This is a genomic window from Nostoc piscinale CENA21 (genome assembly GCF_001298445.1).
GTDB classification, from domain to species: Bacteria; Cyanobacteriota; Cyanobacteriia; order Cyanobacteriales; family Nostocaceae; genus Nostoc_B; species Nostoc_B piscinale_A.
In genome coordinates this window covers 1,122,120-1,148,020 of record NZ_CP012036.1, presented here as the reverse complement: position 1 = coordinate 1,148,020, position 25,901 = coordinate 1,122,120, and the positions used below count along the sequence as shown (strand labels likewise).

At 41.0% G+C, this 25,901-nt stretch carries 22 protein-coding genes and 2 pseudogenes; 8 read left to right on the top strand and 16 right to left on the bottom strand.

The genetic code is table 11. The annotated features are described in order from the left end of the window. The gene (locus tag ACX27_RS05125; protein WP_062289287.1) at positions 1-1,320 is read left to right on the top strand and encodes a hypothetical protein; all 1,320 of its coding nucleotides are present in this window, start codon (positions 1-3) and stop codon (positions 1,318-1,320) included. Positions 1,321-1,580: 260 nt separating this feature from the next. Then, on the top strand, positions 1,581-2,726 hold the full coding sequence (locus ACX27_RS05120) for a beta-ketoacyl-ACP synthase (RefSeq protein ID WP_062289284.1): 1,146 nt from the start codon (positions 1,581-1,583) through the stop codon (positions 2,724-2,726). Here the strand turns inward: ACX27_RS05120 and ACX27_RS05115 are convergent. Continuing rightward, on the bottom strand, positions 2,715-5,105 hold the full coding sequence (locus ACX27_RS05115) for a plasmid replication protein, CyRepA1 family (RefSeq protein ID WP_418006763.1): 2,391 nt from the start codon (positions 5,103-5,105) through the stop codon (positions 2,715-2,717). The two genes, ACX27_RS05120 and ACX27_RS05115, sit on opposite strands and share 12 nt — an antisense overlap. Then, positions 5,017-5,820 (bottom strand): DUF3854 domain-containing protein, encoded by an 804-nt coding sequence (locus tag ACX27_RS35635; protein ID WP_418006761.1) that lies wholly within the window; start codon positions 5,818-5,820, stop codon positions 5,017-5,019. Before ACX27_RS35635 ends, ACX27_RS05115 begins: the two co-directional genes overlap by 89 nt. Positions 5,821-6,400: 580 nt before the next feature. On the opposite strand from ACX27_RS35635, the gene ACX27_RS05110 reads away from it, so the two are divergent. Beyond that, positions 6,401-6,805 carry a DUF1308 domain-containing protein gene (locus ACX27_RS05110; RefSeq protein ID WP_062289282.1) on the top strand — a complete coding sequence of 135 codons (405 nt, stop codon included), beginning with the start codon at positions 6,401-6,403 and terminating at the stop codon, positions 6,803-6,805. Between the two features lie 7 nt (positions 6,806-6,812). After that, on the top strand, positions 6,813-7,103 hold the full coding sequence (locus ACX27_RS05105) for a DUF3349 domain-containing protein (protein ID WP_062289280.1): 291 nt from the start codon (positions 6,813-6,815) through the stop codon (positions 7,101-7,103). A gap of 12 nt (positions 7,104-7,115) precedes the next feature. Here ACX27_RS05105 and ACX27_RS05100 read toward each other — a convergent pair whose 3' ends face one another. From ACX27_RS05100 to bchB, 3 genes are all read right to left on the bottom strand, one after another. Beyond that, positions 7,116-7,367, bottom strand: a complete 252-nt coding sequence (locus tag ACX27_RS05100; RefSeq protein WP_062289278.1) for a hypothetical protein — start codon at positions 7,365-7,367, stop codon at positions 7,116-7,118. A gap of 3 nt (positions 7,368-7,370) precedes the next feature. Continuing rightward, positions 7,371-7,742 (bottom strand): DUF6883 domain-containing protein, encoded by a 372-nt coding sequence (locus ACX27_RS05095; protein ID WP_144427402.1) that lies wholly within the window; start codon positions 7,740-7,742, stop codon positions 7,371-7,373. A gap of 98 nt (positions 7,743-7,840) precedes the next feature. Further along, positions 7,841-9,367: a ferredoxin:protochlorophyllide reductase (ATP-dependent) subunit B gene (bchB, locus tag ACX27_RS05090; RefSeq protein ID WP_062289274.1), complete on the bottom strand. Its 1,527-nt coding sequence runs from the start codon at positions 9,365-9,367 to the stop codon at positions 7,841-7,843. Between the two features lie 357 nt (positions 9,368-9,724). Here bchB and ACX27_RS32750 point away from each other — a divergent pair, with 357 nt between their 5' ends. Continuing rightward, entirely contained in the window at positions 9,725-10,060 is a 336-nt protein-coding gene (locus ACX27_RS32750) for a hypothetical protein (protein WP_200929906.1), read from the top strand. A gap of 485 nt (positions 10,061-10,545) precedes the next feature. Here the strand turns inward: ACX27_RS32750 and ACX27_RS05080 are convergent, their stop codons facing one another. The 7 genes from ACX27_RS05080 to ACX27_RS05045 form a co-directional block, all read right to left on the bottom strand. Further along, positions 10,546-12,522 (bottom strand): primary-amine oxidase, encoded by a 1,977-nt coding sequence (locus ACX27_RS05080; RefSeq protein ID WP_062298155.1) that lies wholly within the window; start codon positions 12,520-12,522, stop codon positions 10,546-10,548. Positions 12,523-12,678: 156 nt separating this feature from the next. After that, positions 12,679-13,203: a tetratricopeptide repeat protein gene (locus ACX27_RS05075; protein ID WP_062289272.1), complete on the bottom strand. Its 525-nt coding sequence runs from the start codon at positions 13,201-13,203 to the stop codon at positions 12,679-12,681. Positions 13,204-13,295: 92 nt separating this feature from the next. After that, entirely contained in the window at positions 13,296-14,201 is a 906-nt protein-coding gene (locus ACX27_RS05070) for a transporter substrate-binding domain-containing protein (RefSeq protein WP_200929905.1), read from the bottom strand. A gap of 44 nt (positions 14,202-14,245) precedes the next feature. Beyond that, positions 14,246-14,599: a 50S ribosomal protein L20 gene (gene rplT, locus ACX27_RS05065; RefSeq protein WP_062289270.1), complete on the bottom strand. Its 354-nt coding sequence runs from the start codon at positions 14,597-14,599 to the stop codon at positions 14,246-14,248. A 24-nt stretch (positions 14,600-14,623) separates the two neighbouring features. After that, a complete protein-coding gene (gene rpmI / locus ACX27_RS05060) occupies positions 14,624-14,821 on the bottom strand; it encodes a 50S ribosomal protein L35 (RefSeq protein WP_062289269.1) in 198 nt (65 codons plus the stop codon). Positions 14,822-15,008: 187 nt separating this feature from the next. Next, positions 15,009-15,800, bottom strand: coding sequence for a peptidylprolyl isomerase (locus tag ACX27_RS05055; protein ID WP_062289266.1), 792 nt, complete (start codon positions 15,798-15,800; stop codon positions 15,009-15,011). Between the two features lie 303 nt (positions 15,801-16,103). Then, positions 16,104-16,697, bottom strand: coding sequence for a photosystem I assembly protein Ycf4 (locus ACX27_RS05045; RefSeq protein ID WP_062289262.1), 594 nt, complete (start codon positions 16,695-16,697; stop codon positions 16,104-16,106). A gap of 545 nt (positions 16,698-17,242) precedes the next feature. Between ACX27_RS05045 and psbD the strand changes: the two are divergent. From psbD to ACX27_RS05030, 3 genes and pseudogenes are all read left to right on the top strand, one after another. Beyond that, positions 17,243-18,303, top strand: a pseudogene (gene psbD / locus ACX27_RS05040) (photosystem II D2 protein (photosystem q(a) protein)). Positions 18,304-18,827: 524 nt separating this feature from the next. After that, positions 18,828-19,109, top strand: coding sequence for a 4a-hydroxytetrahydrobiopterin dehydratase (locus tag ACX27_RS05035; protein ID WP_062289259.1), 282 nt, complete (start codon positions 18,828-18,830; stop codon positions 19,107-19,109). 368 nt (positions 19,110-19,477) lie between these two features. Continuing rightward, positions 19,478-21,232 (top strand): iron uptake porin, encoded by a 1,755-nt coding sequence (locus tag ACX27_RS05030; RefSeq protein ID WP_062289256.1) that lies wholly within the window; start codon positions 19,478-19,480, stop codon positions 21,230-21,232. A 481-nt stretch (positions 21,233-21,713) separates the two neighbouring features. Here the strand turns inward: ACX27_RS05030 and fcmC are convergent, their stop codons facing one another. From fcmC to ACX27_RS05010, 4 genes and pseudogenes are all read right to left on the bottom strand, one after another. Continuing rightward, the gene (fcmC, locus tag ACX27_RS05025) at positions 21,714-22,232 is read right to left on the bottom strand and encodes a filament morphology membrane protein FcmC (RefSeq protein WP_062289253.1); all 519 of its coding nucleotides are present in this window, start codon (positions 22,230-22,232) and stop codon (positions 21,714-21,716) included. A 5-nt stretch (positions 22,233-22,237) separates the two neighbouring features. Next, positions 22,238-23,386 (bottom strand): filament morphology actin-like protein FcmB, encoded by a 1,149-nt coding sequence (fcmB, locus tag ACX27_RS05020; protein WP_062289250.1) that lies wholly within the window; start codon positions 23,384-23,386, stop codon positions 22,238-22,240. 222 nt (positions 23,387-23,608) lie between these two features. Beyond that, positions 23,609-24,223: a DedA family protein gene (locus tag ACX27_RS05015; protein WP_062289247.1), complete on the bottom strand. Its 615-nt coding sequence runs from the start codon at positions 24,221-24,223 to the stop codon at positions 23,609-23,611. Between the two features lie 167 nt (positions 24,224-24,390). Next, positions 24,391-25,471 (bottom strand): annotated as a pseudogene (locus tag ACX27_RS05010) (Gfo/Idh/MocA family oxidoreductase). Positions 25,472-25,901 lie beyond the last annotated feature (430 nt).

The following is a 25,901-nucleotide window of genomic DNA, read 5'->3' as shown; positions in this document are numbered from 1 at the left end:
ATGAAATCAAATATAAAGTTATTTCCCATAATCAACAGCGCCAGTCAGTTTCCTAGAGGTGTTGCTTTGACTCTGGCTTTAACTAGTTTGCTATCTTTTGGACAAGGATTTGCGGGTAATTATTTGGCGGAAGCTGCGCCACTTGGAGAATCGGTACAACTTTCGCAACGCTTACCAGACCATTTTCGTAATCGTACCAATCGCTTACCCAGGGCAATTGCAAACACTATAATTCGTGATGCGGCTCGGCGTGCTAGAGTATCAACCAATCAGGTGAGAATTACTCAAGCTACGCGCAAAACTTTTGGGAATCCCTGCATATTTAATTTTGGGGAAGTTTGCACTAGGGAATATAACCCGATTCAAGGGTGGGAAGTAATTGTCAGCGTTGATGGACAGTCTTGGACTTACCACAGCAATGAGTCTGGTTCTCAAATCGTTTTAGATCCCAATAGTACTGATTCAAATTCAGATAACAGCTATCAATTACCCAGGGCGATCACCAACAATATTTTACAAGATGCTTCCCGTCGTTCTGGTGTCAGCATTAACAATTTACGAATTACTCAAGCTACTCGTAAAACCTTTGGTAATTCTTGTGAGTTCAATTTTGGCGAAGTTTGTACTAGAGAATATAACCCCATTGAAGGTTGGGAAGTAATTGTTAGAGTTCAAGGACAGTCTTGGACTTATCATGTTGATGAATCTGGTTCACGGATTGTTTTAGATCCGCAAATTGACGACTCAAATTCAGATAACAGTTATCAATTACCCAGAGCGATCGCTAACAATATTTTACGAGATGCAGCGCGGCGTTCTGGTGAAGATGTGAATGATTTAAGAATTACCCAAGCCACTCGCAAAACCTTTAGTAATCGCTGTGTGTTTAACTTTGGCGAAGTCTGCACCGAAGAATATAACCCCATTGAAGGTTGGGAAGTAATTGTGCAAGTGCGTCGTCAGTCTTGGACTTATCACAGTAATGAATCTGGTTCTCAAATCGTTTTAGACCCAGATATTACTAATTCCGGTTCCGATAACAACGATAACAGCTATCAATTACCAAGAGCGATCGCAGATAGAATATTAAGAGATGCGGCGCGGCGTTCTGGCGAAGATGTGAATGATGTCAGAATTACTCAAGCTACGCGCAAGACCTTTAGTAATCGTTGTGTGTTCAACTTTGGCGAAGTTTGTACCCAACAATTTGACCCCATCGAAGGTTGGGAAGTAATTGTACGAGTGCGTCGTCAGTCTTGGACTTATCACGTTGATGAGACTGGTTCGCGTATCGTTTTAGATCCAGATATTACGCGATAGAAGTATCAGGCTTACGCACAAAGATTGTCTGTGGAGATTAGGTGTAGGGGTGAAAGGGTGTGAGGGTGTATGTTTGTAAGGGGGAATATCTACACCCATACACCCCTATACCCTTTTACCCTCCCCCAAACCCTAGATTTTTCGTTTTTATGCCTAAGTCCTAACCTCTGGGTTATCTTGTTCAAAAATGTATTACGTCACACTTCAGACTTCAGACTACACACTTTATACTTTCCTCATCCCGTTTCTGACTCATCAAATTGGTTAAGGTTGTTGTCACTGGTATTGGTTTAGTCTCTGCTTTAGGCACAAGCTTAGAAGATAGCTGGCAAAATTTGTTAGCAGGTAAGTCAGGAATTCAATATCAGCAACCATTTGCAGAACTTGAATCAGTTCCTCTCGGCTTGATTGGGAAACAACCATCTGAGTTACAAATGCTGACTCAGATGGTTGTTGCTTCTGCGTTACAAGATGCTGGTTTACATCCCCCATTACCTGACTGTGCTGTAGTTATTGGTTCGAGTCGCAGTTATCAAGGTGCGTGGGAATCTTTGGCTAGGGGGATGAATGGGAAAGATAGCAATTACGCATTAGAAGATTGGTTAGATATCTTACCCCATACAAATGCGATCGCAGCTGCTAGACAAATTGGCGCAGTTGAAATAGTTTCTGCACCGATGGCGGCTTGTGCTACAGGGATTTGGGCGATTTCCCAAGCTGCTTTATTAATCCAAACTGGGCGATGTCAAAGGGTAATTGCTGGCGCAGTGGAAGCACCAATTACACCGTTAACTATTTGCGGGTTTCAGCAGATGAATGCTTTAGCCAAAACTGGTGCTTATCCTTTTGATGTACAGCGAGAAGGTTTAGTTTTGGGTGAAGGTGGGGCGGTGTTAGTTTTAGAATCAGCAGAGTTAGCCAAGCAACGCCAAGCGAAAGTTTATGGTGAAATTTTGGGTTTTGGTTTAACCGCAGATGCTTATCATACCAATCAACCTGAGCCTTATGGCAAAAGCGCGATCGCTGCAATTAAACAATGTCTAGAACGCAGTCATCTCACACCAAATGATATCAATTACATTCACGCCCACGGTACAGCTACACAATTAAACGACAAAATTGAAAGTAAAATCATCCAACAGTTATTTCCCAAAACAGTAGCCATCAGTTCCACCAAAGGCGCGACAGGACACACTTTAGGCGCTTCTGGTGCTTTAGGAATTGCTTTTTCTTGCAAAGCTTTGCAACAGCAAATTTTACCCCCTTGTGTCGGCTTACAACAACCAGAATTTGATTTAAATTTTGTCATGACTGCCCAACAAAGCTCAATTCAAAATATCTTATGTTTTAGCTTTGGCTTTGGTGGGCAAAATGCAGTCATAGCATTGAGTAATTCATCTTGTTGATAAACTAGCTAATACAGATTGCTGCTTAACAGGCTCAAATTTCCAATTAGAAAAATCCTTCATCTCTAATTGTACACCTTTAAAATTAGCTAACATCAACTCATCACGTTGATACCAAGCGGCAAATATTTTATCTCTACTATCGTATAAAGTTTCTGAGTCTATTTGATAACCTTGATTACTAACTTTTAATTTTAATCCCAATAACTTGAGTAACTTGCTAAGAATTTTAATTGGCGAAGTTACTTCTTCCTCCCTAGCTAAGTTAATTCCTAAAACTCGTTTGATATGTTGACTGTGCTGATAAACCACATCTTGTAACCAAAGTAAATCAGGGTCATTTTCAATAAAAATTCGTTCTGAGTCGAGAAACTCTAGCATTCCTAAAGCCTTCATTGCTTCAACTTTGACAGTATAAGTCTTGATATCTGGTAAGAAAACTTTACCCTCGCCTAACAGTAATTGCTGTTGCCATTCATGCTGGTCTCTAACATGAAAATAATCACTTTCATGGGTTAAATAATAGTGAATTAATAATTGTGAGTAATAACCTTGGTCATCTTTTAATTTGAGTTCTGGTGTAACTTCTACGCCATACTTTTGTTTGAGCGTATATTTATGTATTTGATGACACTCTAAATCTGTGAGAGAGTTTTTAGATGATAACTGTTGATATTCTACATAATTTATATCTGGAGAATCTGCAATAATCTTGGCAGTAGCTAATTGATTTTTTAGCTTGATTTCTTTCATTTGCCGTTTAATATCTTTAGCTTTTTGCCGCTTATCTGTCCAATCTCTTTGGACTTTGACAATTTCTAAAATTAATCGCTTGCGTGTTGCTAAATCATTAGCGTCAGTTGCCAAAAAAGCTAAACGCAAATCCCGAATAATATTATTGTGAACTGCATTACTCCGCAACCAAATTTGATGTCCGTCAGTGGTAAATCCATCTTGCATAGACTGACGATAAAGGCGAATAGAAGCATTGACTCTAGCAGATAATTTCGCCCAAGTCCGTAAATGAATTGGGTCATATACTAAAGGCAAATCCACATCTATTTTATGCAGTGGACTAAGTAAAGCTAAATTTTCTTTTTGATTGGCTTGATACCAATCCGATAATAAACGATAGTTGGTGCTACCACTACCTATTAAACCAATTCCTCGTTTAGCACACCAAACAATCCGAGGCACATTATCTCTGACTCTGGCTAAGGCTTGTCTGGCTTCAGTATCAGGAATTACGCCTTGAAATATGCCGTAAACTCTATCAAAATGTTGAACATCAATACTAATACCAGTTCCTAGACTGGGAGTAACAAAAATTGTGTCGTATTCACCAATTTTTTGGTTAATATTGCCGACAAATTCAACGGCTGGATGGTCAGGTGTATTTGTAGTTCTGCTACTAATTACTAAACTTTTTGGAAATTGATAACGTAATTTTTCTAAACGTTCTTTGAGATAATTTTCAATAGTCTCACAGCTATAGCGTCCCGACCTACTATCAGTAGTGACATAACATTTACGACCTGCGAGTAAATCTAATTCTAGTTGATGAATTAAAGGTGTCGGGTTGGGTGAATCATAAAAAGTTATATCCCAACCGCGTACAGGTTGCCATTGGTTGACAAGTAACCAAGGTATAATTTTTATTCCCGATAAACCTTGCAAATATTCTAAAGATACATCTGACAAATCAGCATCTTGGGCAATGACTAAACCGCCAGTTTGCAAAACTGTAGCGATTAGTTTTTGGAAATTTTTTAAGATTTTGACACGTTTGTTTTTACAAGTATCACTATTTAATAAATGCCATAATAATTGCTCAACTTCATCTAAAATAACTATTCCGCCTTGCCATTTATCTACATTGATTTTCCAAATAGAGTCAATACATAAACCAAGAGATTCGGTCGTTTGACTGTCAAGGTAAGAAAATAAACTATTATTAGTGTTTAAACCCCACTGAATTCCAATTTTGTCACATAAAAATTTTCCCAGTTGGATTCTGTGGGTAATTAATAAGATGGGTTGATTTTTGGTTTTGGCTTGTTGAACAATATTTTGTAATGCTGTGGTTTTACCTGTGCCTTTTGCTGATTTAACGCCGACTAACCCTGAGTTGGGAAAAGCTATTTCACCTAAATAGGGACGGTTGATGGTGAGTGCAGCCGGAATGGTTAATTCTGTATGGGGTTTGGTGTGTGCGAGGTAGATTTCTAAATCAACACTTTGGCGATAAACTTTGTCGAAGGCGTGACTATTTTTGGCAACGATTAATTCATCAACGCCTTTTTCTGGCCCTGGAAGTTCGATTACTTTGACTAAGCAATTTTTTTTCTTGGAATAAGCAGCCAAGTTGAGCGATCGCATTATTCACTGCTGCTATAGTCTTAGGTTGAGTTTCAAAATCAAAACATATATATATGTGGCGTTTTGCAGTCGCAAACAACGCTAAGTCAGGAATTAGTTGACGACGGGTGACTTTACCAAATCCATCTTTGACGACTCGATAACCGCTAGTGATTCCCGGAACTGCGATCGCCGCATACCCCTGTGATAACAATGCAGCCGCCTTTTTTGCACCTTCGCAAATAATCACGGGTATGTTCTGTTCCATCACCCATTCCCAAAAACCCACCGCTTCGCCGTTAGCATCAACGCTGATATTTGCAGGTAAGGTGAGATTGTAACGCTGTGCAGTTTCTTGCCAGATTTCCAGCGTCACCCGCAAACAAAATACCCTGGTGGGTGTGCTGGGAGGATGTTCGTATTTGATGGGTTTGCCATTATCCTTGATCCGGGGTTGATTTGGCTTAAAGCATCCCCATTCCATTGCTTGCCAATTATTTAGCGGATCTAGTCCCCCACACCACCAACCGCCAGCAGTTATATGACTGTAACGCTGCAACCAGCCGCTTTTTACCATGCCAGTGTTAGTGCGGGGTAGTAATTCTGAAATTAACAGATATTCGTAGGCGATCGCACCTTGGAGAGACTTAAAATTTAATTGCGCTAGGTGTAAATCTATACTACTGCCCTTGACTAATTCTTCAAGGTGTTTGGTTTCTAGATAGTGTAGATACATGATGAGAAGCGCGAAAAGAAACAATAGGATTTAAACCTTATCATGCCTACCCCAATTTTTTTGATCGGCAACTACCAAGTTTTTTTGATAATTTTTTATACCTCGTTGCTGGAAATACAACGGTTAATCAGTAGGTAAGCTATTTTCCTTTGCGGGATCGCTCTACTAATAAGCTTGTATTGTAATAATTGATGAGCATTAAATTTTATTTATCAGTATTCATCCTTAAATGGTTTGTAATAGCTTTCGTGCTTATCGTAAAATCCTTGCTATGTCAAGGTGTGGAGGAGAGCAATACCTTGCCATTTAATATTGCTTGTTAGGAAAATGTAATAAAAATAACTACAAATTGAGAGCTATGGATAGGCTTCCACAACTGACAAAATGGTTTTACAAATTCTTTTAATACTTAGTAGTGATATCAAGCTTGGAGAAAATCAATCCGGTCATCACTTACTAAATAAACATGATGGTATATTTGGCTAATGCTTTAGGCTTTTTAGTACATCATAGGAAGCAGTTTTAGAAGCGCGATATACCGCGATATACTTAGCACTGCGCTTTTTAATTTGCACAAAACGTGATTAATTTAGATACTAATACCGCAGTTGCGTTTATTGCTGAAGGTTCTCCTGTTCGCTACGAACTGCGGAGGTTCGTCAATAATCAACAGATGATAATGACACGAACTGCATTTGATGAATTCATCAATATTGTCCAATACTCAGCAGGTAGTCTGGAACAGACAAGAGTAAATCGTTTTTTGCAAAGAGTTATTGTTGTTCCAGATAATCCTTCTTCAGCAGCACAAAAATTAAAACCAACCCGAAGCTTAGACCCCAACGATATAATCATTCTAGGGACAGGCGACCAAATGGGTATTGTAACGATGACAGCTGATGCTAAAGCTGTGCGTGCAGCCAGCGCCCAAGGAGTTGATTTTAATATTTATCTTCATCTCCCCTATTCATTGACAGGTAGCTAAATAAATCATGCAAAAGACGATCTCACCACATTTAGTAAGTACTTATCAGTTACTCCAGTGTGCTTTTCCGCAAGGTATCGAAGATCGCCAATATTTACCTTTACTATCCATACTGTACGAGCATCTGTCTGATCGCAGTTTGGCTCAAGTTGTCGCTGAGTACACAGGAAAAAATTACTACGTTGTCCTCAACGATGTTTATCGAGTTGGAACAATGGAGACTTTTTCATCTGAAGTTATAGATTCTATTAAGCAAATTCTGATGAATTGTAACTACGAAAAATGGCTATCTGAATAATAATATTCTCGCTTAAGCGGTCTGTTTTGAAGCACTTTCAGTACTTCCCCAAATTTGAGATAGAGGTTTTACCCAAGAAATAGGTACAGAAACCACATCTAATGTTTCGCCATCTTGAAAGACTTCTAATATATATCCAGGTTCTTTCTGAGTTTTAGTAGGGTTGAGATAGTCTAAGACAACTCCCTGATAACCAGCTTTTACAGGAGTGTTAGGTACATCATGTTTCAGTTCTACCCACTGAAATAAGCTAACTTGTGTCATTTCTTACTTCTCCTGTGACCTGTCAGGTTTTAGTGTTATAAATCTCACTGAATCGCTTCCTTCATCTTGTTGCCAAATAGTGATCACCTTGATTAATCGGCCATTTGGCCCATACCATTCACTTTTAACTTCAAACTGAATACCCCAATTAGTTTGCTTTACTTTGGCGATTTCAGCAACTTCCATAGCTTTTATTATATCGCTCTTCAGAACTTCCCAGTTATCTAGGCTATAGCCTGCTAAAGCTAAATATCCTGATTTATCACTCTCAGCGTGGTAAACAAGTAAATATTTTGTGAGCTTTTCATCTTGGATTACTAAATTTGACGTGAGTTTCATAGATTTTAAACATATTACTACTGCCAGAGTAGCCAAAAATATTGAATCAAAAAAGGCTCACAAGCCAAATGCTTATGAACCTCTTTTAAGACTTATCAAATTAACCTGATATGGTGAATTTGAACTTGGTCAAACTAAGCTCCGACAGCTTCTTTGGCGGCGTACAGCACCTCAGCACTGATATCTTTGAAACCACGATCGCGGGCAAATTTCTCTGTATTGCGCTTGACTTTACCGCGTACAAATCCAGGTATTTTATTCAATTCCGCTAAACCATCTTTTGTCCAATTCAAATCAGATTCGGCGGAAATTCCTTTCGTAATTACTTCTTTAGTATCGTGTCCACCAAATATTTCTAATAAATGGTCTTCCATTCCTAAAGTAAAGGAATTGTAGATTAAATCTGTGATTTGATTTGTACCTTCGTAACCCAAGAATGGTTTATAACCGATGGGGAAATTTTGTACGTGAATTGGTGCAGCAATCACACCGCAAGGAATATCTAAGCGTTTCCCGACGTGGCGTTCCATTTGTGTACCGAAGATGGCTGAAGGTTCGACACGGGCGATCGCATCCCCAATTGCGCCATGATCATCAGTAATCAGTACTTCGTCGCAATATTCGCTTACCTGTTCGCGGAACCAATCAGCATCATATTTGCAGTAAGTTCCTGCCCAAACTACATGAATCCCCATTTCCCGTGAGAGAATTTTGGTAAGGGCGGCGGCGTGGGTATTGTCACCGAATACTACAGCTTTTTTACCAGTCAAATTCTGACAGTCAATGGAACGGGAGAACCAAGCCGCTTGGGAAACATACAAGGTTTGCTCGTTGATATATTCTTCATAGTCAACATTTGCGCCTTGTTCGTTAATTACCTGTTGAATTTTGCGGATGCAACGGGCAGTTTCTACCACACCCATCGGAGTAATATCTACATAAGGAGTTCCGAATTCTGTTTGTAGGTAATTAGCTGTCATTACACCTAGTTCCCGGTAAGGAACCAAGTTAAACCAAGCTTTCGGCAAATTCTTCAACTCGTGAACAGAAGCACCTTCGGGAATGACTGCATTTACCTCAATTCCCAAATCACCCATGAGTTTTTTGAGTTCTGTACAGTCGTGGTTGTTGTGAAAACCCAGGGTAGAAATACCGATGATGTTAACTGATGGCTTTTCGGTTTTGGTTGTAGGTAGTTCACCTTTTTTGCGGGCTTTCTCGATATAAAATTGGACAATTTGATGTAAGGTGCGATCGCCTGCTTGCAATTCATTGACGCGATAATGGTTCACATCCGCCAACATGACATCGCCTTTAGCCTCTAGCTGCGCCCGTTCAACAAAATTTTGCAAGTCTTCTTGCAAAATGCTAGAGGTGCAAGTGGGCGTTAACACAATTAAATCGGGGTGTTCCTCTGCATCTTTGCGGGTAATATTATCAACCACCTTCTCTTGAGAACCGCGTGCTAGTACGTGGCGATCTACAACACTGGCTGTCACTGGGGTAAAGTCTCGCTCCCGTGAGAGCATGGAACGCATAACGTTAAAATAATCATCTCCGAGAGGGGCGTGCATAATCGCATGAACGTTTTTAAACGAACTAGCGATTCGCAAAGTGCCAATGTGGGCTGGGCCTGCATACATCCAGTAAGCCAATTTCATCAGGCGTTCTCCCTTGTGAACAAAATCAGAGGTGGACTATGATTGCGAAATTATTAGTCTTTGATTGTCCCAAAACTTGTAGCGTTGAAGAAATAGGACTATTTACTTGTTGATTAGTGTATAAATCGCTGAAACCTTTGTGATGATTAGAGTTTAGCTTTTAAGTTAAACAACATATATATTGTTTAAGGAAATAATTCTTAGTCTTATGCAAATCTTGTTAGCAAGATAAAGCCGTTAGTTAATATTTATTCATAACTTTTGAGTAAGTATTCTTAATATTTCTCAATATATGTTTGGGTATGGGAAGTGCGATCGCTATCTTTCAGAACTTACGCAACTGCTGAGTAATTTTATATGAGTCATCAAAGCAAAACCTTTCAAACAGTCAATGAAGCTTATCAGTTTCTAGAAGAACTTGGAGCTTTACCAAAACTGATTCTTCACGTTAAATTGGTTGGCGAAGCTGCTGATTTGCTTATCTCAAAATTGCATGAATTACAGGTGCAGTTCGATGAAAGTTTTTTGCGTTTAGGTGTAGTGTTTCACGATGCAGGTAAAATTATTCATCCAGAAGAATTGACAGCTAAAGGTAATAATCATGAAGCTGAGGTGAGAAGTTACTCATCAATAATGGAGTTGATTCTAATCTGGCGCGTTGTTGTCGTTCTCATGCTCAATGGCAAACAATAGAATGTTCTTTTGAAGAGATATGTGTTGCCTTAAGCGATACACTTTGGAAAGGCAAGCGTAACAATCAATTAGAAGATTTATTTATAAAGATGTTAGTAGAAAGATGTCATAAAGAATATTGGGAGCTTTTTATAGAAATGGATTCTTTTTTTGAGAAAATTGCTTCCGACGGTCATTTACGACTATTGCGTAGTCAAGCAGTGTAAACAATAAAATGTATTGGTTCATATCTTGTACCGGGCGACTGAAGTCGCGGCTACACAGACAAAACCCGCCTGCGCGGGTTCAAATACCTATTAGTCCGCGTAGGCGGACTTCGTTTTTATAGCCGCGAATTCCATTCGTCGGGACTAATACATTAAATTGAGAGAAAAAACCGCCGATGAACGCAGATGAACGCCGATGTTAAGACAATGATTAATCATTCGTTAAGAACTAGATACCAGACTTCTTGAAGAAGTCTGGTATCTGCGAGAATATGATATTTATTCAGGCAAATTAATCACAGGATTGCGAGTAAAGAAACCGCGTGGAAATAATTTAAAACCAACGCGATGAACAGGCATTACAGGCCAATCTTCAGGACGGGGTACGTGTGTCATACCCATTGTGTACCACACTACGATGTCTTCATTAGTCAACGATTCATTGTCAGCAATATATTTTGGTAAACCTTCTTTGGGTTGGCTTTGATTAGGATAATTACCACCTGCATAAAGTTCATCTGGTTTATATTTTGTTACCCAAAAGTGATGTGTAGCAAATTCGGCTCGTTTGCGAATTTCTGCACCTTCGGTTGGGAAAAATATGGTGTTTCCCGTTGGCATTAACATATATGCAGTTCCCACACCGAGAGTATTCTGTTTATCTGTGCTGCTAATCATCCATTCTCGGCTATGTTTGGTATCAACATCACGGACGGCAGCTTTTTCTGTTGTTAATGGCGTGTTTTCTACTGCGATCGCATTTCCTATAGGATTTTTATCACTAATTGGTACAGAGTTAACATTCATCTCCATGACAGAATTTGCCTGTCCGTCTACATCCATATCTAGGCGGTAATTAAAAAAGTGTTGATGGTTTACACCAAAAATATTTTTAGCTAGTAGCCGTCCGTAAGAATTATCAAAAGATTCTGTTTCTAAATTTGTCCCTTGCGCTAGAACAATTCCGCTTAATTCATTTTGTACTTCTAAAGTGCCGTCTTGGTGAAAAATCCAATTCAAGCTGTAATCATAATTGTCAATTGTCGCCGTTATAGTTAACACTAATTCACGATTGCGGCGGACATCATTACGCTGAGTATCATATCCATAATGTTTCCAGAGAATACCATTATCACGCTCATAAATACCAACAACTCGCGGCATTGTGACAGGTTCGCCTTGTTCGTTGGCAAATATCGCATCTAGTAAAACTCCGTTGCTGGGGATATCTTTACCCAACTCCAGCGCATTAGCTAACACACCAAAGTTATATTCACCAACATCAAAAGCATTGCGAAATGACCAAGTAGGATCAGGATCACCATAAGGCACTACCATTTCTGATAGACTGCCACGATATAAAACTGGTCGAAGATTTTCCCCATCTTGGTAGTTTACTAAGTACAACACCAAACCGTCACGCGGGTGCATTAAATAGCGAAACTTCCAACCTTGCCAACTAATTTCATTACCCTTAATTTGAAAGGTTTTACCATGAGGCTGAAAAATTTTTAACGGTTTTGGTGGTGTGAGTAATCTACCTAAAGATTTTAGATCATAGTCCCAGTTTTCTTTGGAGAATGGGACTGTTCCCTTATCTATCAAACTAACAACTTTTCCTGCATTTAAGTTAACTGTTGCTAGTACACCTTCAATTGGACTACCGTAATAATTCCAGTTATCGCCTCGATAATAAGATAATCCACGCGCCAAGCGATCGCCTGTTAATTCTTCCTGTTTACTTAAGATTCCAGTAGCCCAACAACTCACTTTAACATCATCAAAATCTTTAATTCCCCTTCTTTGCATGGCTTTTTGCCATCGTTCATCAGCTTTAACAATTTGAGATGTTAAGGCACATTCTGTATAACTTAAAGCTGGTTGAGCATTAGCTATTTCTTGCCAAGAATTGAGGGACTGCTGTTTTAAGTTAACTATACCTTCGTAGGTTTTGTTTTGTAGACGTTCGTATACTACTAAAAAAGCTTGCCGTTGAAATTCTTGATTTGATGTGAAATTTAAAACTTCCTTTTTATCTGGTTCTTTTAAAACCACAATCGAAAAAATAGCCATATCGCTTAACGATTTTGCTTTTTTAACCACCTCCACGGCTGTGGTAATTTCTATTTCTGTTAACGGCGTTAATGGATGGGAAATTGGCGTTTGAGCAGATATTTTGTCTATCCCTCCAAAAAATATAGCAAGACAGATAATTATAGTAACGGCTAACAAAGAAAACCGTAGTCTTTTAATCATTTTTAAGGCTTCAACCAAGAATGGATAATTATTTTATTCTCAGTAAAAGCTAAAAAACCGATAAATTTACGTTCAATAATATTAGTTGTTCTAAAATAAATCCCCGACTTCTTTAAGAGATCGGGGATTATGATATCAGAATTACACACTTAGTAATTAAGCAGAAACCAAACGGCGTAAAGATTCAGCACGACGTTTAGCAGTAGCATTATTAGGAGCTAATTTGAGAGCTTCTTCGTAACTTTGTAACGCCTGAGTATTTAATTTTTTGCGCTCATAGGCGTGACCGATGTTATTTAATGCCACCACATAATCGGGTTTAATTTTCAAAGCTTCTTTGTATTGGCGAATTGCTAAGTCATATTGTTCTTGAGCAAAGTAAGCGTAACCCAGCCCATTGTAAATAGGAGCAACTGCTTCTTCGCCTTCTTCTTCAGCTGCTTTGAGAGCTTTTTGAAATAGCGCGATCGCCTGAATGTACAATTTTTTCTCAGAATAGATACAGGCTAACTCGTAATATTCCTGAGTTGTACCTTTTTCTTTCTCCAATTTTTTTCGCAGTTTGGAAAATGCACTTTCCAACCTGCGAGTTTTGAGAATTTGCCGAAAAACACTCACAACCGCGAATGTCAGAATTGCCACCACAATCGAGAGGTAAACAACAGCTAGATTATTATCCATCGCCTGCTAAGACAAATATTAAAACTACTTTCTCTATCTATTATCAATCTTAGAGAAGCTAAAAGTTAAAAGGCAAAAGTACAATATCTCTTTTATGGTAATCCCCAATATTGGGCGCGTTGCTTTAACCAACCTTGGACTGTATAACGAGCGATCGCTTCATTCACATTTCGTCGTAGTTCGTCATATTGTACACCCTTGGGCATCACCACAGATAAAGGTGCTGTCGATAGTTTGGTTGGTAGCAGGCGATATTGGGGAGATTGTTTTATCCAACCACTCAGAACACTTGCATCGGCGGCGAAGGCTGTAGCTGTATTGTTTTCTAACTTTTCTTGCCCTTCTTGGTAAGATTGCACTCCCACTAACTCAGCCTTGGGGAGATAATAACGTACTTGAGCGATTGCATCGGAGTTGTTGAGGACAGCTATTTTACGGTTAGCTAAATCCTGAATTTCCTTTACAGAAGTATCTTTAGTAATCAAGTACGTGCCATCCAAGTAATAAGGCACACTGAAACTGACTAACCGTGAACGTGACTCAGTAGCCGTAACTCTGGCAATAGCGAAATCAACTTGATGCTTTAAGACTACAGATAAGCGATTGCGATTTGCTACAGGCTGCAATTTCACCGCCTCGGCTTTTCCTAGCAAATCTGCGGCTAAACGTTGCGCTAAATCAATTTCTAAGCCTTGAAGATTGCCGTTAGCGTCCCTAAATCCCAAGGGAGGCAAATTATCTTTAACAGCTATTTTAAAATAGCCCCGCCGCTGAATTTCTGGCATTTCTGCGGCAGATGCAGGTAATCCTGTGACTAACAATAAACAACAGAAAATCACCAAAATTCCGGTAAATAACCCCAGATATAACCGATTCAAGGATAAAGGATAAAGGATAAAGGATGAAAAACAGACTTGTTGCTTGATTAATTTTCTCAGCAACGAGCCAACTTTGTGCAAACCCCTTGATTGATTTTGGGGGTAAGTTTCAACCTTCATACTTCATACTTCATCCTTCAAAGGTTATTCATCTGTTACCACCTTTATTTCGTTTGGCTGGCCAATTCAGCAATTTTGCCGAAGCTGGTGGGATCTAAGACTGCTAACTGTGCCAACATCTTGCGGTTGAGTTGGATATCAGCTTTCTTCAAGTTGCCAATCAACTGACTGTAGCTTAAACCATGCTGTCTAGCAGCCGCATTAATCCGGGTGATCCACAGACGGCGGAAATCACGCTTGCGTTTTTTGCGATCGCGGTAGGCACTGCGTAGTGCCTTCATTACTTGCTGGTTAGCAGTTCTAAACAGAGTTGAGTGTGAACCGCGAAAACCTTTAGCTAATTTGAGAATTTTATTGCGGCGTTTACGAGCTACGTTACCGCGTTTTACCCGTGTCATGTTCTAATTCCTAAAAAATTGACATTACAAATAAGGAAGCATCAAGCGCACGTTTTCTTCGTCGCGCTCGTTGACGATAGCCATTTTGGAAAATTTACGTTTTTTGTTAGTGGTTTTGTGTTCTAACAAGTGGTTTTTGAAAGCTTTGCGGCGGACGATTTTACCGCTACCAGTAGCACGGAATCGTTTTGCTGCTGCTTTACGGGTTTTTAGTTTAGGCATTTGCTGGCTTTAATTTGACGATTCGACACAATCTATCATTATATACTATTCAATTTGCTGAAATGCCAAGATAAATTCTGAAATTCAAGAGTGATAAGATCCCCGACTTTTTTGAGAAGTCGGGGAGAAGTATTGCAAGTTATTTATCTTACTGAGTGCTGAGTACTCTTTTTTTACTCAGCACTCTTCATTGAGGAACTTTCAGGTTTTCTGCACCTTGGGTAACTTTCGCGGAATCAATGCGATCGCCTTGTTGAATTTTGTTGACGACATCAAAGCCTTGGGTGACATAGCCAAATACGGCATAGTTACCATCCAAGAAGCCCAAATCAGCCAAGGCAAAATAAAACTGTGAAGAAGCTGAATCTGGCATTTGGGAGCGTGCCATTGCGATCGCACCTTGTTTATGGGTTAATTCTGGTGATGTAGTCACACCCGCCATTTCAAAGGTTTTACTGTAGATTGGTTGATCTGCACCTTTGGGTTTAATTTCTAAAGGTATATAGCGTTCACTGCCAGTTTTGGGGTCAATATAACCGCCTGTCCCCAGTCTACCTGCTGGAAATTTCGGGTCTTTGCCTTGAGGATCGCCGCCTTGAACAACGAACGGTTGTGGTTCGCGCACTACTCGATGGAATGCCAAACCATCATAAACACCTTTTTGGACTAAATCGACAAAGTTACCTGCTGTAATCGGCGCATTTGTACCATCTACTTCGATAGTAATGGGTGAACCTTTCACCGTCATCACTACAGTAGCTTTACCTTCAAGTCTTGGTAAATTACTCATTCCGGGGATACTCTCACTTGTTGTTTCAGGTACAGGCGTTGCTTCAGTAGTTGTTGTATTACTAGTTTCGGTAGCTGTTCCTGCTGGAGAAGAGGTGCTAGAGCTAACTTGCTGTGTAGAACATCCTCCCAACATTAAAGCAGCGACCATCAAAAACGTAACTAAAAATTTTGTAACTTTTAACCGCATTTTCAGGTACTGACTCAACCAGAGTATCTTAGCCTCTCAAGTGAATAAAGTTAAAAAGTAAAAGTAAAAAGTCAAAAGATTATTTTCTTTTAACTGCCCTGCGGGCGAGGCAGAAGGGAAAATTTTGAATTAAGCATAAAGCCTTTTTGACTCGCCTATTTGGGTTTAAGTCCCCCGCCATCAGAGGAGTGATTTGGCGGTCTACGATTAGAGGTGGGTTTAAATCCTCCTCTAATCGGCCTCCTGCCTCCTGCCTTTCAACTCCTGCCTCCATTAACTTTTGCCTTTCTACTTTTAACTTCATTAAAGTCCTTCCAACGGGACTTGCAAAAAGCGGGCTAATTCTGCGCCTTTGGTTTCTATTTCTGTCAAAGACAGGGGTTGACCGACTCTCGTTAAAGGAACATCGCGCCGTCCCTTAATTCTTAAGTAAACTGCACGCTTGGGATTTAAACCTTCTTTAATGTCTAATCGTACAGATTGGACATCACGAATGCGAGCAGAAATTTCAATGCGGCGGTTTTTGCCAGGGAACCCCCAGCGAAAGATTTTAACAGTGTCAGTTTCGTGGTTAAACTCGTTGTAACCACCGCCCACATCCAATAAAATCATCAGCCACAGGTACAAAGCTAACAGTACACCAGCAGCGCCATACAAACCCATAACTAAACCTTGGGGTACGAACACTAATTGAGTCGGATCGGTGACTAATAGCAAATTGACTTTCAAATAACTTGATATACCAGCTAACAAAAAGCCTGTGGCTCCTAAAGTTACAACAGTTGCCCACCAGTAGTTACTCAACCGACGAGAACCGAGAACTTTTTGATGTAACACGCCGGAAGAAGCGCGATCGCCATTAGAATCGCCTTGGTTAATTGTTGTTGATACGGTCATGGAACTACTTTGTGAATGGTCAAGGGTCAAGGGTCAAGGGTGATTTTTCCCTTGCCATTAGTTATTCTCTCTCATTTCCACCGCTTCCTTGTCTCTTCCATTCCCTACTAATTCACCAATCCCTAGCAGGGGTGAAGGGTGCAGGGGGAATTGGGGAAATCTTCTCACCCTTGCTCCCTACTCCCTGCCCCTTGTCCTCTTCTCCCCACTCTCTTCAAACAATTGTGATATTTCTGAGAAAAGTTGTGTCAGATTGTAAAATTTCTGATATTCATATTATTTAATAGGTTTGTGATCAATACCAGATTTCCCTGGGTACTTCAGGCAAAAAACCGAACTAATGTGATAAGTTAAGGATCATTAAGTTACCACAAGCTAGGTTACTAGCCAATGGTACGTGTAATGGCATAACCCTGAGAAATGTCAACTTACTTAGAAGGCAAGCTCTCAGAAAATCAGCCGCTTTCAGGCTGCTGGAATTGTCAAAAAAAACGTTTATTCCTCAAAAGCGTTGAAATTTTTAGTAAAAAGAGGATTTTAGTCCGATGACCATCGCAGTTGGACGCGCCCCAAGTAGAAGAGGGTGGTTTGACGTACTAGACGACTGGTTAAAGCGCGATCGCTTCGTATTCGTAGGTTGGTCAGGAATATTACTATTCCCCTGCGCCTTCCTCGCACTGGGCGGTTGGTTAACCGGCACAACCTTCGTCACATCCTGGTACACCCACGGATTAGCATCATCCTACCTCGAAGGCTGTAACTTCCTGACAGTAGCAGTATCCACCCCAGCCGACAGCATGGGGACACTCCCTGCTGTTGTTGTGGGGGCCAGAAGCCCAAGGTGACTTCACCCGTTGGTGTCAACTGGGTGGGCTGTGGCCATTCGTAGCCCTACACGGAGCCTTCGGCTTAATCGGCTTCATGCTACGTCAATTTGAAATTGCACGCTTAGTAGGCATCCGTCCCTACAACGCATTAGCATTCTCCGCCCCCATCGCGGTATTCGTCAGCGTCTTCTTGATGTACCCCTTGGGACAGTCTTCTTGGTTCTTCGCCCCCAGCTTTGGTGTCGCCGCAATTTTCCGCTTCTTGTTATTCTTGCAAGGGTTCCATAACTGGACACTCAACCCCTTCCACATGATGGGAGTCGCAGGTGTACTGGGTGGAGCATTATTGTGTGCTATTCACGGAGCCACCGTAGAAAACACCCTGTTTGAAGACGGTGAAGCAGCCAACACCTTCCGCGCCTTCAACCCCACCCAATCGGAAGAAACCTACTCAATGGTGACAGCAAACCGTTTCTGGTCACAGATTTTCGGGATTGCTTTCTCCAACAAACGCTGGTTGCACTTCTTCATGTTGTTTGTACCAGTCACAGGTTTGTGGATGAGTGCAGTGGGCATTGTTGGTCTCGCACTCAACTTGCGGGCGTATGACTTCGTGTCCCAAGAATTGCGGGCAGCTGAAGACCCAGAATTTGAAACTTTCTATACCAAAAACATTTTGTCTGAACGAGGGTATCCGCGCTTGGATGGCTCCTCAAGACCAGCCCCACGAACAATTTATATTCCCTGAAGAGGTGTTACCTCGCGGTAATGCTCTGTAAGATTTGAAGAAATTCATCACTATCTGATTTTTCATTTATCCTCCGCTCTTGGGCGGGGGATTTTTTATATAAATTCTTTCTTCTTCAAAACACCGCTATCTTTCTAAAATTAATGTGTTATATTGATTCAAGGTAAAAGCCCAGAGTAATTACTCTGCCTTTTTGAAACTAAGTCCGCTTAGGCAACAAGGAGGTGATGCCCATGATAGAAAGTAGTAAACGCATGGGTCATCAGGTTGCAGTTAGCCGGCTGTGCGCCGGGGCTGTTCTCTAAAGTTAACCTTAGTTATATTGAGAAACTAAGTTAGCTCAATTGACTAGGTAAGCCTGGGAGTTCCTCCCGGCAGTCTGGTTGCAACCTGAAGACCCGCTAGACCGCTCTGACATTAGGTTAACTAACCTAAAATCAGAGCGGATAGTTTTTTATAGGTACTTTTGATTACAGCTTGTCGGAATAAAAACTGGCTGGTCAAATAAAGTATTTCAAAGTGTGCTGACAAAAATATCAACTGGGATTTTTTGGTATGTCACAACTACTGACTGAAGCAGAAATTCGAGAACTTGCCAATGGTTTGCCAGGTTGGACTGTTGAAGGTAATCGGTTACAGGTAAGACGTACATTTAAAGATTTTGTGACAGCAATTGAATTTGTGAATAAATTAGTCGAACCAGCAGAATCAGCTGGGCATCATCCAGATATAGAAATTTCCTATAACAAAGTCAAAGTGACACTCACTACACATGATGCAGGTGGATTAACCCAAAAAGACTTTGACTTAGCAGAGGTAATTTCTCAAATCACTTAAAATCCTTTGCTAGGCTACATCAGGGAGAGGGAAATTGTGTAATTAGGTGTACAGAGAAAATTGAAATACCCTAAACCTTACTCTTATGTAAGAAAGACACAGGTTTGATTGTGACAGTTTAGCAGGCGATCGCACATAGCTTGTCATCTGCTGCAAATGCTCTATAATAATAAGCTATAAAGGTATGTTTTTGTATAAGTTAATTACATCAATTTTTAACACTAAGTTAATCAGATGTTAGCTTTTCAAAAACTAAAATTGTATTAGTAGCACTGTGCCTCATTCACGAAATTCCCAAAAATATCGTATTTTTGAGAAGTAGTGCAACGAAACAATTCTCTATACAAGGTGTGAGGAGAAAAGTAAAAATGTCTAATCTCTTGTGGAAATCACTCGTGGTTAGCCCCGCAGTTTTAGGAGCAACCCTACTCGTTTCAGCAACAGCGATTGCAGCTCCTAATGCCAGCACAGAAGTTTCAACAACTGAACAACCAGTGGCAGTAGAAGTTGCCCAGCCAGAGATTGTGGCTCAAGCAGCTCCTACTAACAACGACAGCAAAGTTCTAGACCAAGTTAACCGTTACAGCAACGAAGGCAAAACCAACAATTCGTTGTCTCAAGTAACTTCAGTATCTCAATTCTCTGACGTACAACCCACTGACTGGGCATTCCAAGCATTACAGTCTTTGGTAGAGCGTTACGGTTGTATTGCTGGTTATCCTAACGGTACTTATCGTGGTAATCGCGCTCTTACCCGTTATGAATTTGCGGCTGGTTTAAACGCTTGTTTAGACCGCGTTAACGAATTAATCGCTACAGCCACAGCAGATTTAGTAACCAAACAAGACTTAGCAACTTTACAGCGGTTACAAGAAGAATTTTCCGCTGAATTAGCAACCTTGCGTGGTCGTGTAGATGCTTTAGAAGCACGCACTGCTGAATTAGAAGCTAATCAATTTTCTACCACTACCAAACTCGTTGGTGAAGCAATTTTTGCTGTTAGCGATGTATTTGGTGGAAACAGTGGTGAACAAAACAATACTGTATTCCAAGACAGAGTACGTCTAGCCTTGCAAACCAGCTTCACTGGTAGAGACGTATTGACAACTCGTTTGACAGCTAGTAATGCAACAGCTTTTACTTTAGCTGATAACAATAATGCTGCTATTAATAGCGCAGAGCCATTGCAAACTTATAACGTTGGTGGCAATGGTGGTAACAGCGTTGTAGTAGACAGATTGACCTACGAAGCGCCCCTGGGCCCAGTGCAAGTTTACTTAGCTGCTGCTGGTGGTAAACACAGTCACTACGCTGCTGTTAACAACCCCTACTTCTTTGACAAAACTGATGGTGGTAATGGTGCATTATCCACCTTCTCCTCCGAAAACCCAATTTACCGCATCGGTGGTGGTGCAGGTATCGCATTTAACATACCTTTTGGCCAAGGTGGCAGCATTATCAAGCCCAGTTCTATCACTGTCGGTTACTTAGCATCGGAAGCTGATAGTCCAACTTCTGGCGAAGGTTTGTTCAATGGTAACTATGCAGCTTTAGGACAATTGAACTTTGGTCTTGGCGATCGCATAGCAGTCGCTGCTACCTACGTTCACGGTTATCATGGAGCCGGTAGTGCTTTATTTGATAATGGTGAACAAGATAACATCGCCACAGGTGTAGTAGGTAGTAACTTGGGTAACTTTGCTGGTGGTTTCAACAGACTTACCTCAGAGCAAAGTGCTTATTCCAGTAATTCCTTCGGTCTATCAGCAGCTTTCAGACCCAGCGATAAGCTATCTATTAGCGGCTTCATTTCTTACAGCGACCTCACTGGCTTTGGTGCTAACGACAACGCTGAAGTTTGGAGCTATGGTGGTGGTATTGCACTACCTGATTTTGGTAAGAAAGGTAACGTTCTGGGTATTTTTGGTGGCGTTCAACCTTATGCTCGTGGTATCCAAGCTGGTAGCAATAATCTCCCTTACCAAGTTGAAGGCTTCTACAAATATCGAGTCTCTGACAACATTTCCATCACACCTGGTGTAATCTGGTTGTCTTCTCCTGGTCAGAATGACAACAATGATGACGCATTCATCGGTACTCTCAGAACAACCTTCACATTCTAAAAAGTTGTAAATCTTGAGATAGCTTTCAAATAGTTCACCCTGCCTAAAGGCGGGGTTTTTTGTTGGCGACTTATCAAATTTATGACTATGGCAGTTCTCGCCTGACGGAGTGACAAGACAAAAACAAAGTTATTTAATATACTAAAATTCAGTCAATTTGCCGACTCATGAAGATAGGTAAGCATAATCGGCAAATACAAAAATAAAAAAAATTAATAGTTCCACTATCTGACAATCAAATCTTGAAGTTTTGAGTGGGTTCAAAAAGCTGATTTTCAAGTATGGACTCATACTCACGCAAAAAAACCTACACGGGTGAGCCGCAAGGGAAGCGTTTACGTAAGCAAATGCAGGTTGGAGTTCCGACTGTATTACAAGCAAGTAAGAACCGCTATAATCATGAGAAAAATTAATAATCCTTAATAGTCTGCACTACTAAGGATTTCTCAAAAATAAAAATACTCACAATTCAAACCGTCTCTTAAAAATCATCCAGAAATTGACTGAGACGACTAATCACAGGGTCAACATCTTCAGGAGGTGTAGCAGCGTAGGTAGTGTTAACCATTTCCTTTGCGGGGACTGTTGACACTACAGGCGCTGGCGCTGGTGAAGTTGGAGGCTGATGGTGAATAATCTGCGGTCGCTCTGTCACCAAAATTGCTAGATGCGCCATTTGTTGCGTGAGTTGCACAATATGGCGTTCCATCGCCTCCAAACGATTCGATTCTTTAGCGAAAAAACGTTCCTCTAGGTCAGCCACTTGGCGTTGCAGTTCATCGATTTTCTGTTCAACCGACTCTGCGGCTATTGGTTTGGAACCAGGTTTAACAGATTCCGGGACACATAAAAATTGCCATAGGGCTTCTTTACAGAGGTCGCTAAAAGTCTTGTCTGGTTGAGGCTCTAAATGGCTTTCCACCAGCGACAACAAGCTTTCGTCTGCAACTTCTGGGTTGAACGTCACCGATTTAACTACTTTTTTTGACCATTGGAACATTGGCTTTAAGACCTAGCAGCGCGAACGGCGGATAATTGCGCCTCTCCATAAATATACTGCCCCAAGGCGTTAGCTTGACGAGATGGTGCAGCCAGATGGGCGTTGATTTGAGCATCTTTTAACAGACGTTGCACATCTTCCCAGAAAAATTCGCCGCCGCCGCCTGTGATAATCACATCAGTCACACGCTCAGGTAGCCAAGCGAGGACACGGCTGCAAATGTCACGAGAAAACATCTCAATCAAGTTGGGAAGAAAATCATCCAGGTTAGCAGGCTTACTAGAGCCTTTAGGACGATAGAATCGTTCTCCTCTGGGTTTGTTCACCGCAGAAATGAGAGCTAGAGATTGGCTGTCTGCACCTTCAATTTCTTTCGCTACCATTTCGTAGAATTTGCTCATCCCAAAATCTTCACTCTTAGAAGCACCGCGAGCGAAGCGGAAGTTATCTACCATCAACAAATCGATGGTTTGATGTCCAATATCGACAATAGCCGCTGATACTTTGGTAAAGTCGGGGCTGGCGGCACCTTTTTTGGGTTGAGCTTCACACCAGAGAAGACTGCCGTAACCTTCAGGCATTACCCAAACTTTATTGATATTCAGAGAGACACTTTCGCCTCTAAAATTCATAACGTGAGGGCCAGTCAGCTGACTGATGATCTGGGCTTTTTCTTTTTCAAACTGCTCTAGAGAGAGAAAGGGTAGACCCAGCACGATGGAAATTTCGTCTTTTAACTTGAAGTAGCCAGCACAAGCCAAAACTTTAGCCAGTGCGTCTTCTACCTTAGATTTGCCAACTCCGAGGTTTGCGCCAAAATCGGCGGCTAGTTGACCGACTGCATAGCCACTGCCTTGATACTCCAGCCACAAATCCATTAAAGGATCTGTCGCACGGGCTTCAAAAATGCCTCCCCGGACTTCTTCCATTGACATTTGTTTGACATTGGCGGGGATGAAAACCACATTACCGGGTTCGCGGCTGACACAAGTCTTGGTTGATGTTCTGCCTAAGTCCACACTGAGAATAGCCTTACCAGAACTGCCATTTGTTTTAACAGGGGTAGCAGTATTAATTGGGGTAGCGGCTGAAACCCGGTTGAGAGGGATAGCAGCGGCATTCATTGGGGTAGCGGCGGAAGGTTGGTCTGTCATGAAAGCTCCTAGTCCTTTCTTAACTGTCAAAATTTAACTTGCTCATCTTACATACAAACATGCGAGATACCAAAAATTCTAGGTTTCGTCAAGTGTAGCTAAAAATACGCCTAATGCTGATTTAGGCGATCGCAAATTCAGCATTATTTGGCATAGTGTAGGCGAATTTTTACCAGATGTAACCCCCAACTTTAAATAAACTTTAAATCAGGGTGGTGTATTTTAGTGTCTAGCCCGTTTCCGCCTACGCTTGAGTATCCAGACCACAAATGCCAAAACCAAAGTCCCAAGCACAATTTTTGATACTGGGGCAAGGTACTTGTCCACAAGTTCATACTGACTACCCAAAACATACCCTGAGTATGTTAACAAACCTACCCAGGCAGCACTACCCAAGGTTGTATAAAATAAAAATGGTAACAGAGGCATATCGCTCATGCCTGCGGGTACAGAAATCAAAGTACGGATTCCCGGTACAAGACGACCAATTAACACTGTTTTGCTACCTTGAGAATCAAACCAGTGCTTTGCTTTGGTAATATCTTTGCTGGATATGGTTAACCATTTACCGTACTGATCCGCCCACCTTTTTAGGCGTTGTTCGCCAAAAAACTTACCAGGATAGTACCACACAAGTGCGCCAGCTACAGAACCTACAAGTCCAGCAAAAAAGACTCCAAAAATATTCAATCGGTCTGGAGTTGCCCTAGCGGTAAATCCTGCCAGTGGCATGATCAATTCTGAAGGAATCGGGGGAAACAGGTTCTCTACGAACATTAACAGTGCAATTCCTACGTATCCCAAGGAATTGATCGTATTAGTAATCCATTCGAGCATTGAGTATATTCCTAAAACTGCGGCACAAGTTTGTTTGCCTAATCTAGCCTTAATCTTCTTAAAACTTTACTGATAATCCGTCATCTCTGGGGCGATGATCAGCCAAATTTTTAGGGGCGCAAAGATTACGCCCCTAAGTATTTTATGTATTCAATTGAGTAGAACTGTTAAATTGTGGAAGTTAAGGATTGAACTCTCGATTCCGATTGCCAGTCTAATGGATTGAATACTCTATCTTCTAGAGCCATTTGCTCAATTAAACTAGCTAGTCTCAGGGCTTTTAAAGCCTGCTCACCACCAACGGAAGGTTGATTACCACCGTGAACGCAGTTGACAAAATGTTCTAGTTCTGCACTTAAAGGTTGAATATTGGTGGTAGAGACTTTTTCGATCAAACCATCTTGTCTGTAAAGTAACTGACGATTGTCAGTTAAATTGGTGGTTGTTTGGCGATGAATCAGAATTTCGTTCTTGAGAAAATCTGCTTCCGTGAAGGAGTTTTTACAATGAGCAACAATGCGCCGAATTTTTTTTGTGAGTGACTTTACTGGCTGTAAGCGTAGCGACAATACCATTGGCAAATCCCAAGGTGGCTGTCACGTAATCTAAATAACCAGAATCTAAAGCACGAGAACCGCTGGCTGTCAGTTTCACAACTGGAGAGGCGGCTAATTCTAGCATTAAGTCAATGTCGTGGATCATTAAATCCAGTACTACGGAAACATCATTGGCCCGATGTGAGTAAGGACTCATCCGGTGAGCTTCCAGCGCCAGCAATTCTTCGGTTTTCAGGACTTTGCTGAGTTCTTGAAATGCAGGATTGAACCGCTCAATATGACCTACTTGTAAAATGCACCCTGATTCTGCGGCTGCATTGACTAAAGATTCTGCTTCCGAAATACTAGCAGCGATCGGCTTTTCAATTAAAACGTGAATTCCAGCTAATAGGCAATTAATCCCCACGGCATAATGCAGGCGAGTCGGTACGGCGATGCACACTGCTTCCACATGGGGTAGCAAGTCACAATAATCTTCAAAAAAACGCACCTTGTATTTGCTGGCGGTTTCTAAGCCTCGTTCAACATTGATATCTGCCACACCTACTAGTTCAACATCTTTCATTGAACTCAAGACGCGGGTATGATGTTGTCCCATGTTACCCACCCCGATTACACCTACGCGAATCGGTCGTGGCTGATTGCGCTGTGTGTATGAATTTGATTCTGCCACTGACATGCTATTTTGCACTATTGTTCTCTCCTCAACCACCAAATTTAGAGACGCTGCGGCCGTTGGCAATTATACTGAACAGCCAGTTATGATCCGTCTAAAACCATCCAGATGGTAACATAGAGGCTCTGTTTATGAAGAATTTCAAAGTTTGCGATAGTTCCCGCAATCTGGCTGTCTTTTTTTCTGTTCAGTTCTAAATCAATCAGGTTTTTGCTCTTAACACAATAGCTAATGTGTTTTTTTTATTAACTTTAAACACAAAATCAATTTTTTAGTGAAAGTTTCTCAATCTTAGTCAGAGTATTGGATACCAGGAAATTCACCATCTTAAAAGGTTGTAAATAAATAATTTTCCTGTCAGTAAAATTACAAAAATAGCTACCATCACACTTAAAGAATAGTCCAGTTTATAAACTGGTACAATATGGAGAAAAAATTGAGTTGT

Excerpts from the sequence above, each read along its gene's own strand:
- ACX27_RS05115 (WP_418006763.1), bottom strand. The coding sequence starts at position 5,105 with ATGCGATCGCTCAACTTGGCTGCTTATTCCAAGAAAAAAAATTGCTTA.
- rpmI (WP_062289269.1), bottom strand. The coding sequence starts at position 14,821 with ATGCCTAAACTAAAAACCCGTAAAGCAGCAGCAAAACGATTCCGTGCT.
- rplT (WP_062289270.1), bottom strand. The coding sequence starts at position 14,599 with ATGACACGGGTAAAACGCGGTAACGTAGCTCGTAAACGCCGCAATAAA.
- ACX27_RS05070 (WP_200929905.1), bottom strand. The coding sequence starts at position 14,201 with ATGAAGGTTGAAACTTACCCCCAAAATCAATCAAGGGGTTTGCACAAA.
- bchB (WP_062289274.1), bottom strand. The coding sequence starts at position 9,367 with ATGAAATTGGCTTACTGGATGTATGCAGGCCCAGCCCACATTGGCACT.
- ACX27_RS05035 (WP_062289259.1), top strand. The coding sequence starts at position 18,828 with ATGTCACAACTACTGACTGAAGCAGAAATTCGAGAACTTGCCAATGGT.
- fcmB (WP_062289250.1), bottom strand. The coding sequence starts at position 23,386 with ATGACAGACCAACCTTCCGCCGCTACCCCAATGAATGCCGCTGCTATC.
- ACX27_RS35635 (WP_418006761.1), bottom strand. The coding sequence starts at position 5,820 with ATGTATCTACACTATCTAGAAACCAAACACCTTGAAGAATTAGTCAAG.
- ACX27_RS05105 (WP_062289280.1), top strand. The coding sequence starts at position 6,813 with ATGCAAAAGACGATCTCACCACATTTAGTAAGTACTTATCAGTTACTC.
- ACX27_RS05055 (WP_062289266.1), bottom strand. The coding sequence starts at position 15,800 with ATGCGGTTAAAAGTTACAAAATTTTTAGTTACGTTTTTGATGGTCGCT.
- ACX27_RS05100 (WP_062289278.1), bottom strand. The coding sequence starts at position 7,367 with ATGACACAAGTTAGCTTATTTCAGTGGGTAGAACTGAAACATGATGTA.
- ACX27_RS32750 (WP_200929906.1), top strand. The coding sequence starts at position 9,725 with ATGAGTCATCAAAGCAAAACCTTTCAAACAGTCAATGAAGCTTATCAG.
- ACX27_RS05125 (WP_062289287.1), top strand. The coding sequence starts at position 1 with ATGAAATCAAATATAAAGTTATTTCCCATAATCAACAGCGCCAGTCAG.
- ACX27_RS05015 (WP_062289247.1), bottom strand. The coding sequence starts at position 24,223 with ATGCTCGAATGGATTACTAATACGATCAATTCCTTGGGATACGTAGGA.
- ACX27_RS05030 (WP_062289256.1), top strand. The coding sequence starts at position 19,478 with ATGTCTAATCTCTTGTGGAAATCACTCGTGGTTAGCCCCGCAGTTTTA.
- fcmC (WP_062289253.1), bottom strand. The coding sequence starts at position 22,232 with ATGTTCCAATGGTCAAAAAAAGTAGTTAAATCGGTGACGTTCAACCCA.
- ACX27_RS05045 (WP_062289262.1), bottom strand. The coding sequence starts at position 16,697 with ATGACCGTATCAACAACAATTAACCAAGGCGATTCTAATGGCGATCGC.
- ACX27_RS05075 (WP_062289272.1), bottom strand. The coding sequence starts at position 13,203 with ATGGATAATAATCTAGCTGTTGTTTACCTCTCGATTGTGGTGGCAATT.
- ACX27_RS05080 (WP_062298155.1), bottom strand. The coding sequence starts at position 12,522 with ATGATTAAAAGACTACGGTTTTCTTTGTTAGCCGTTACTATAATTATC.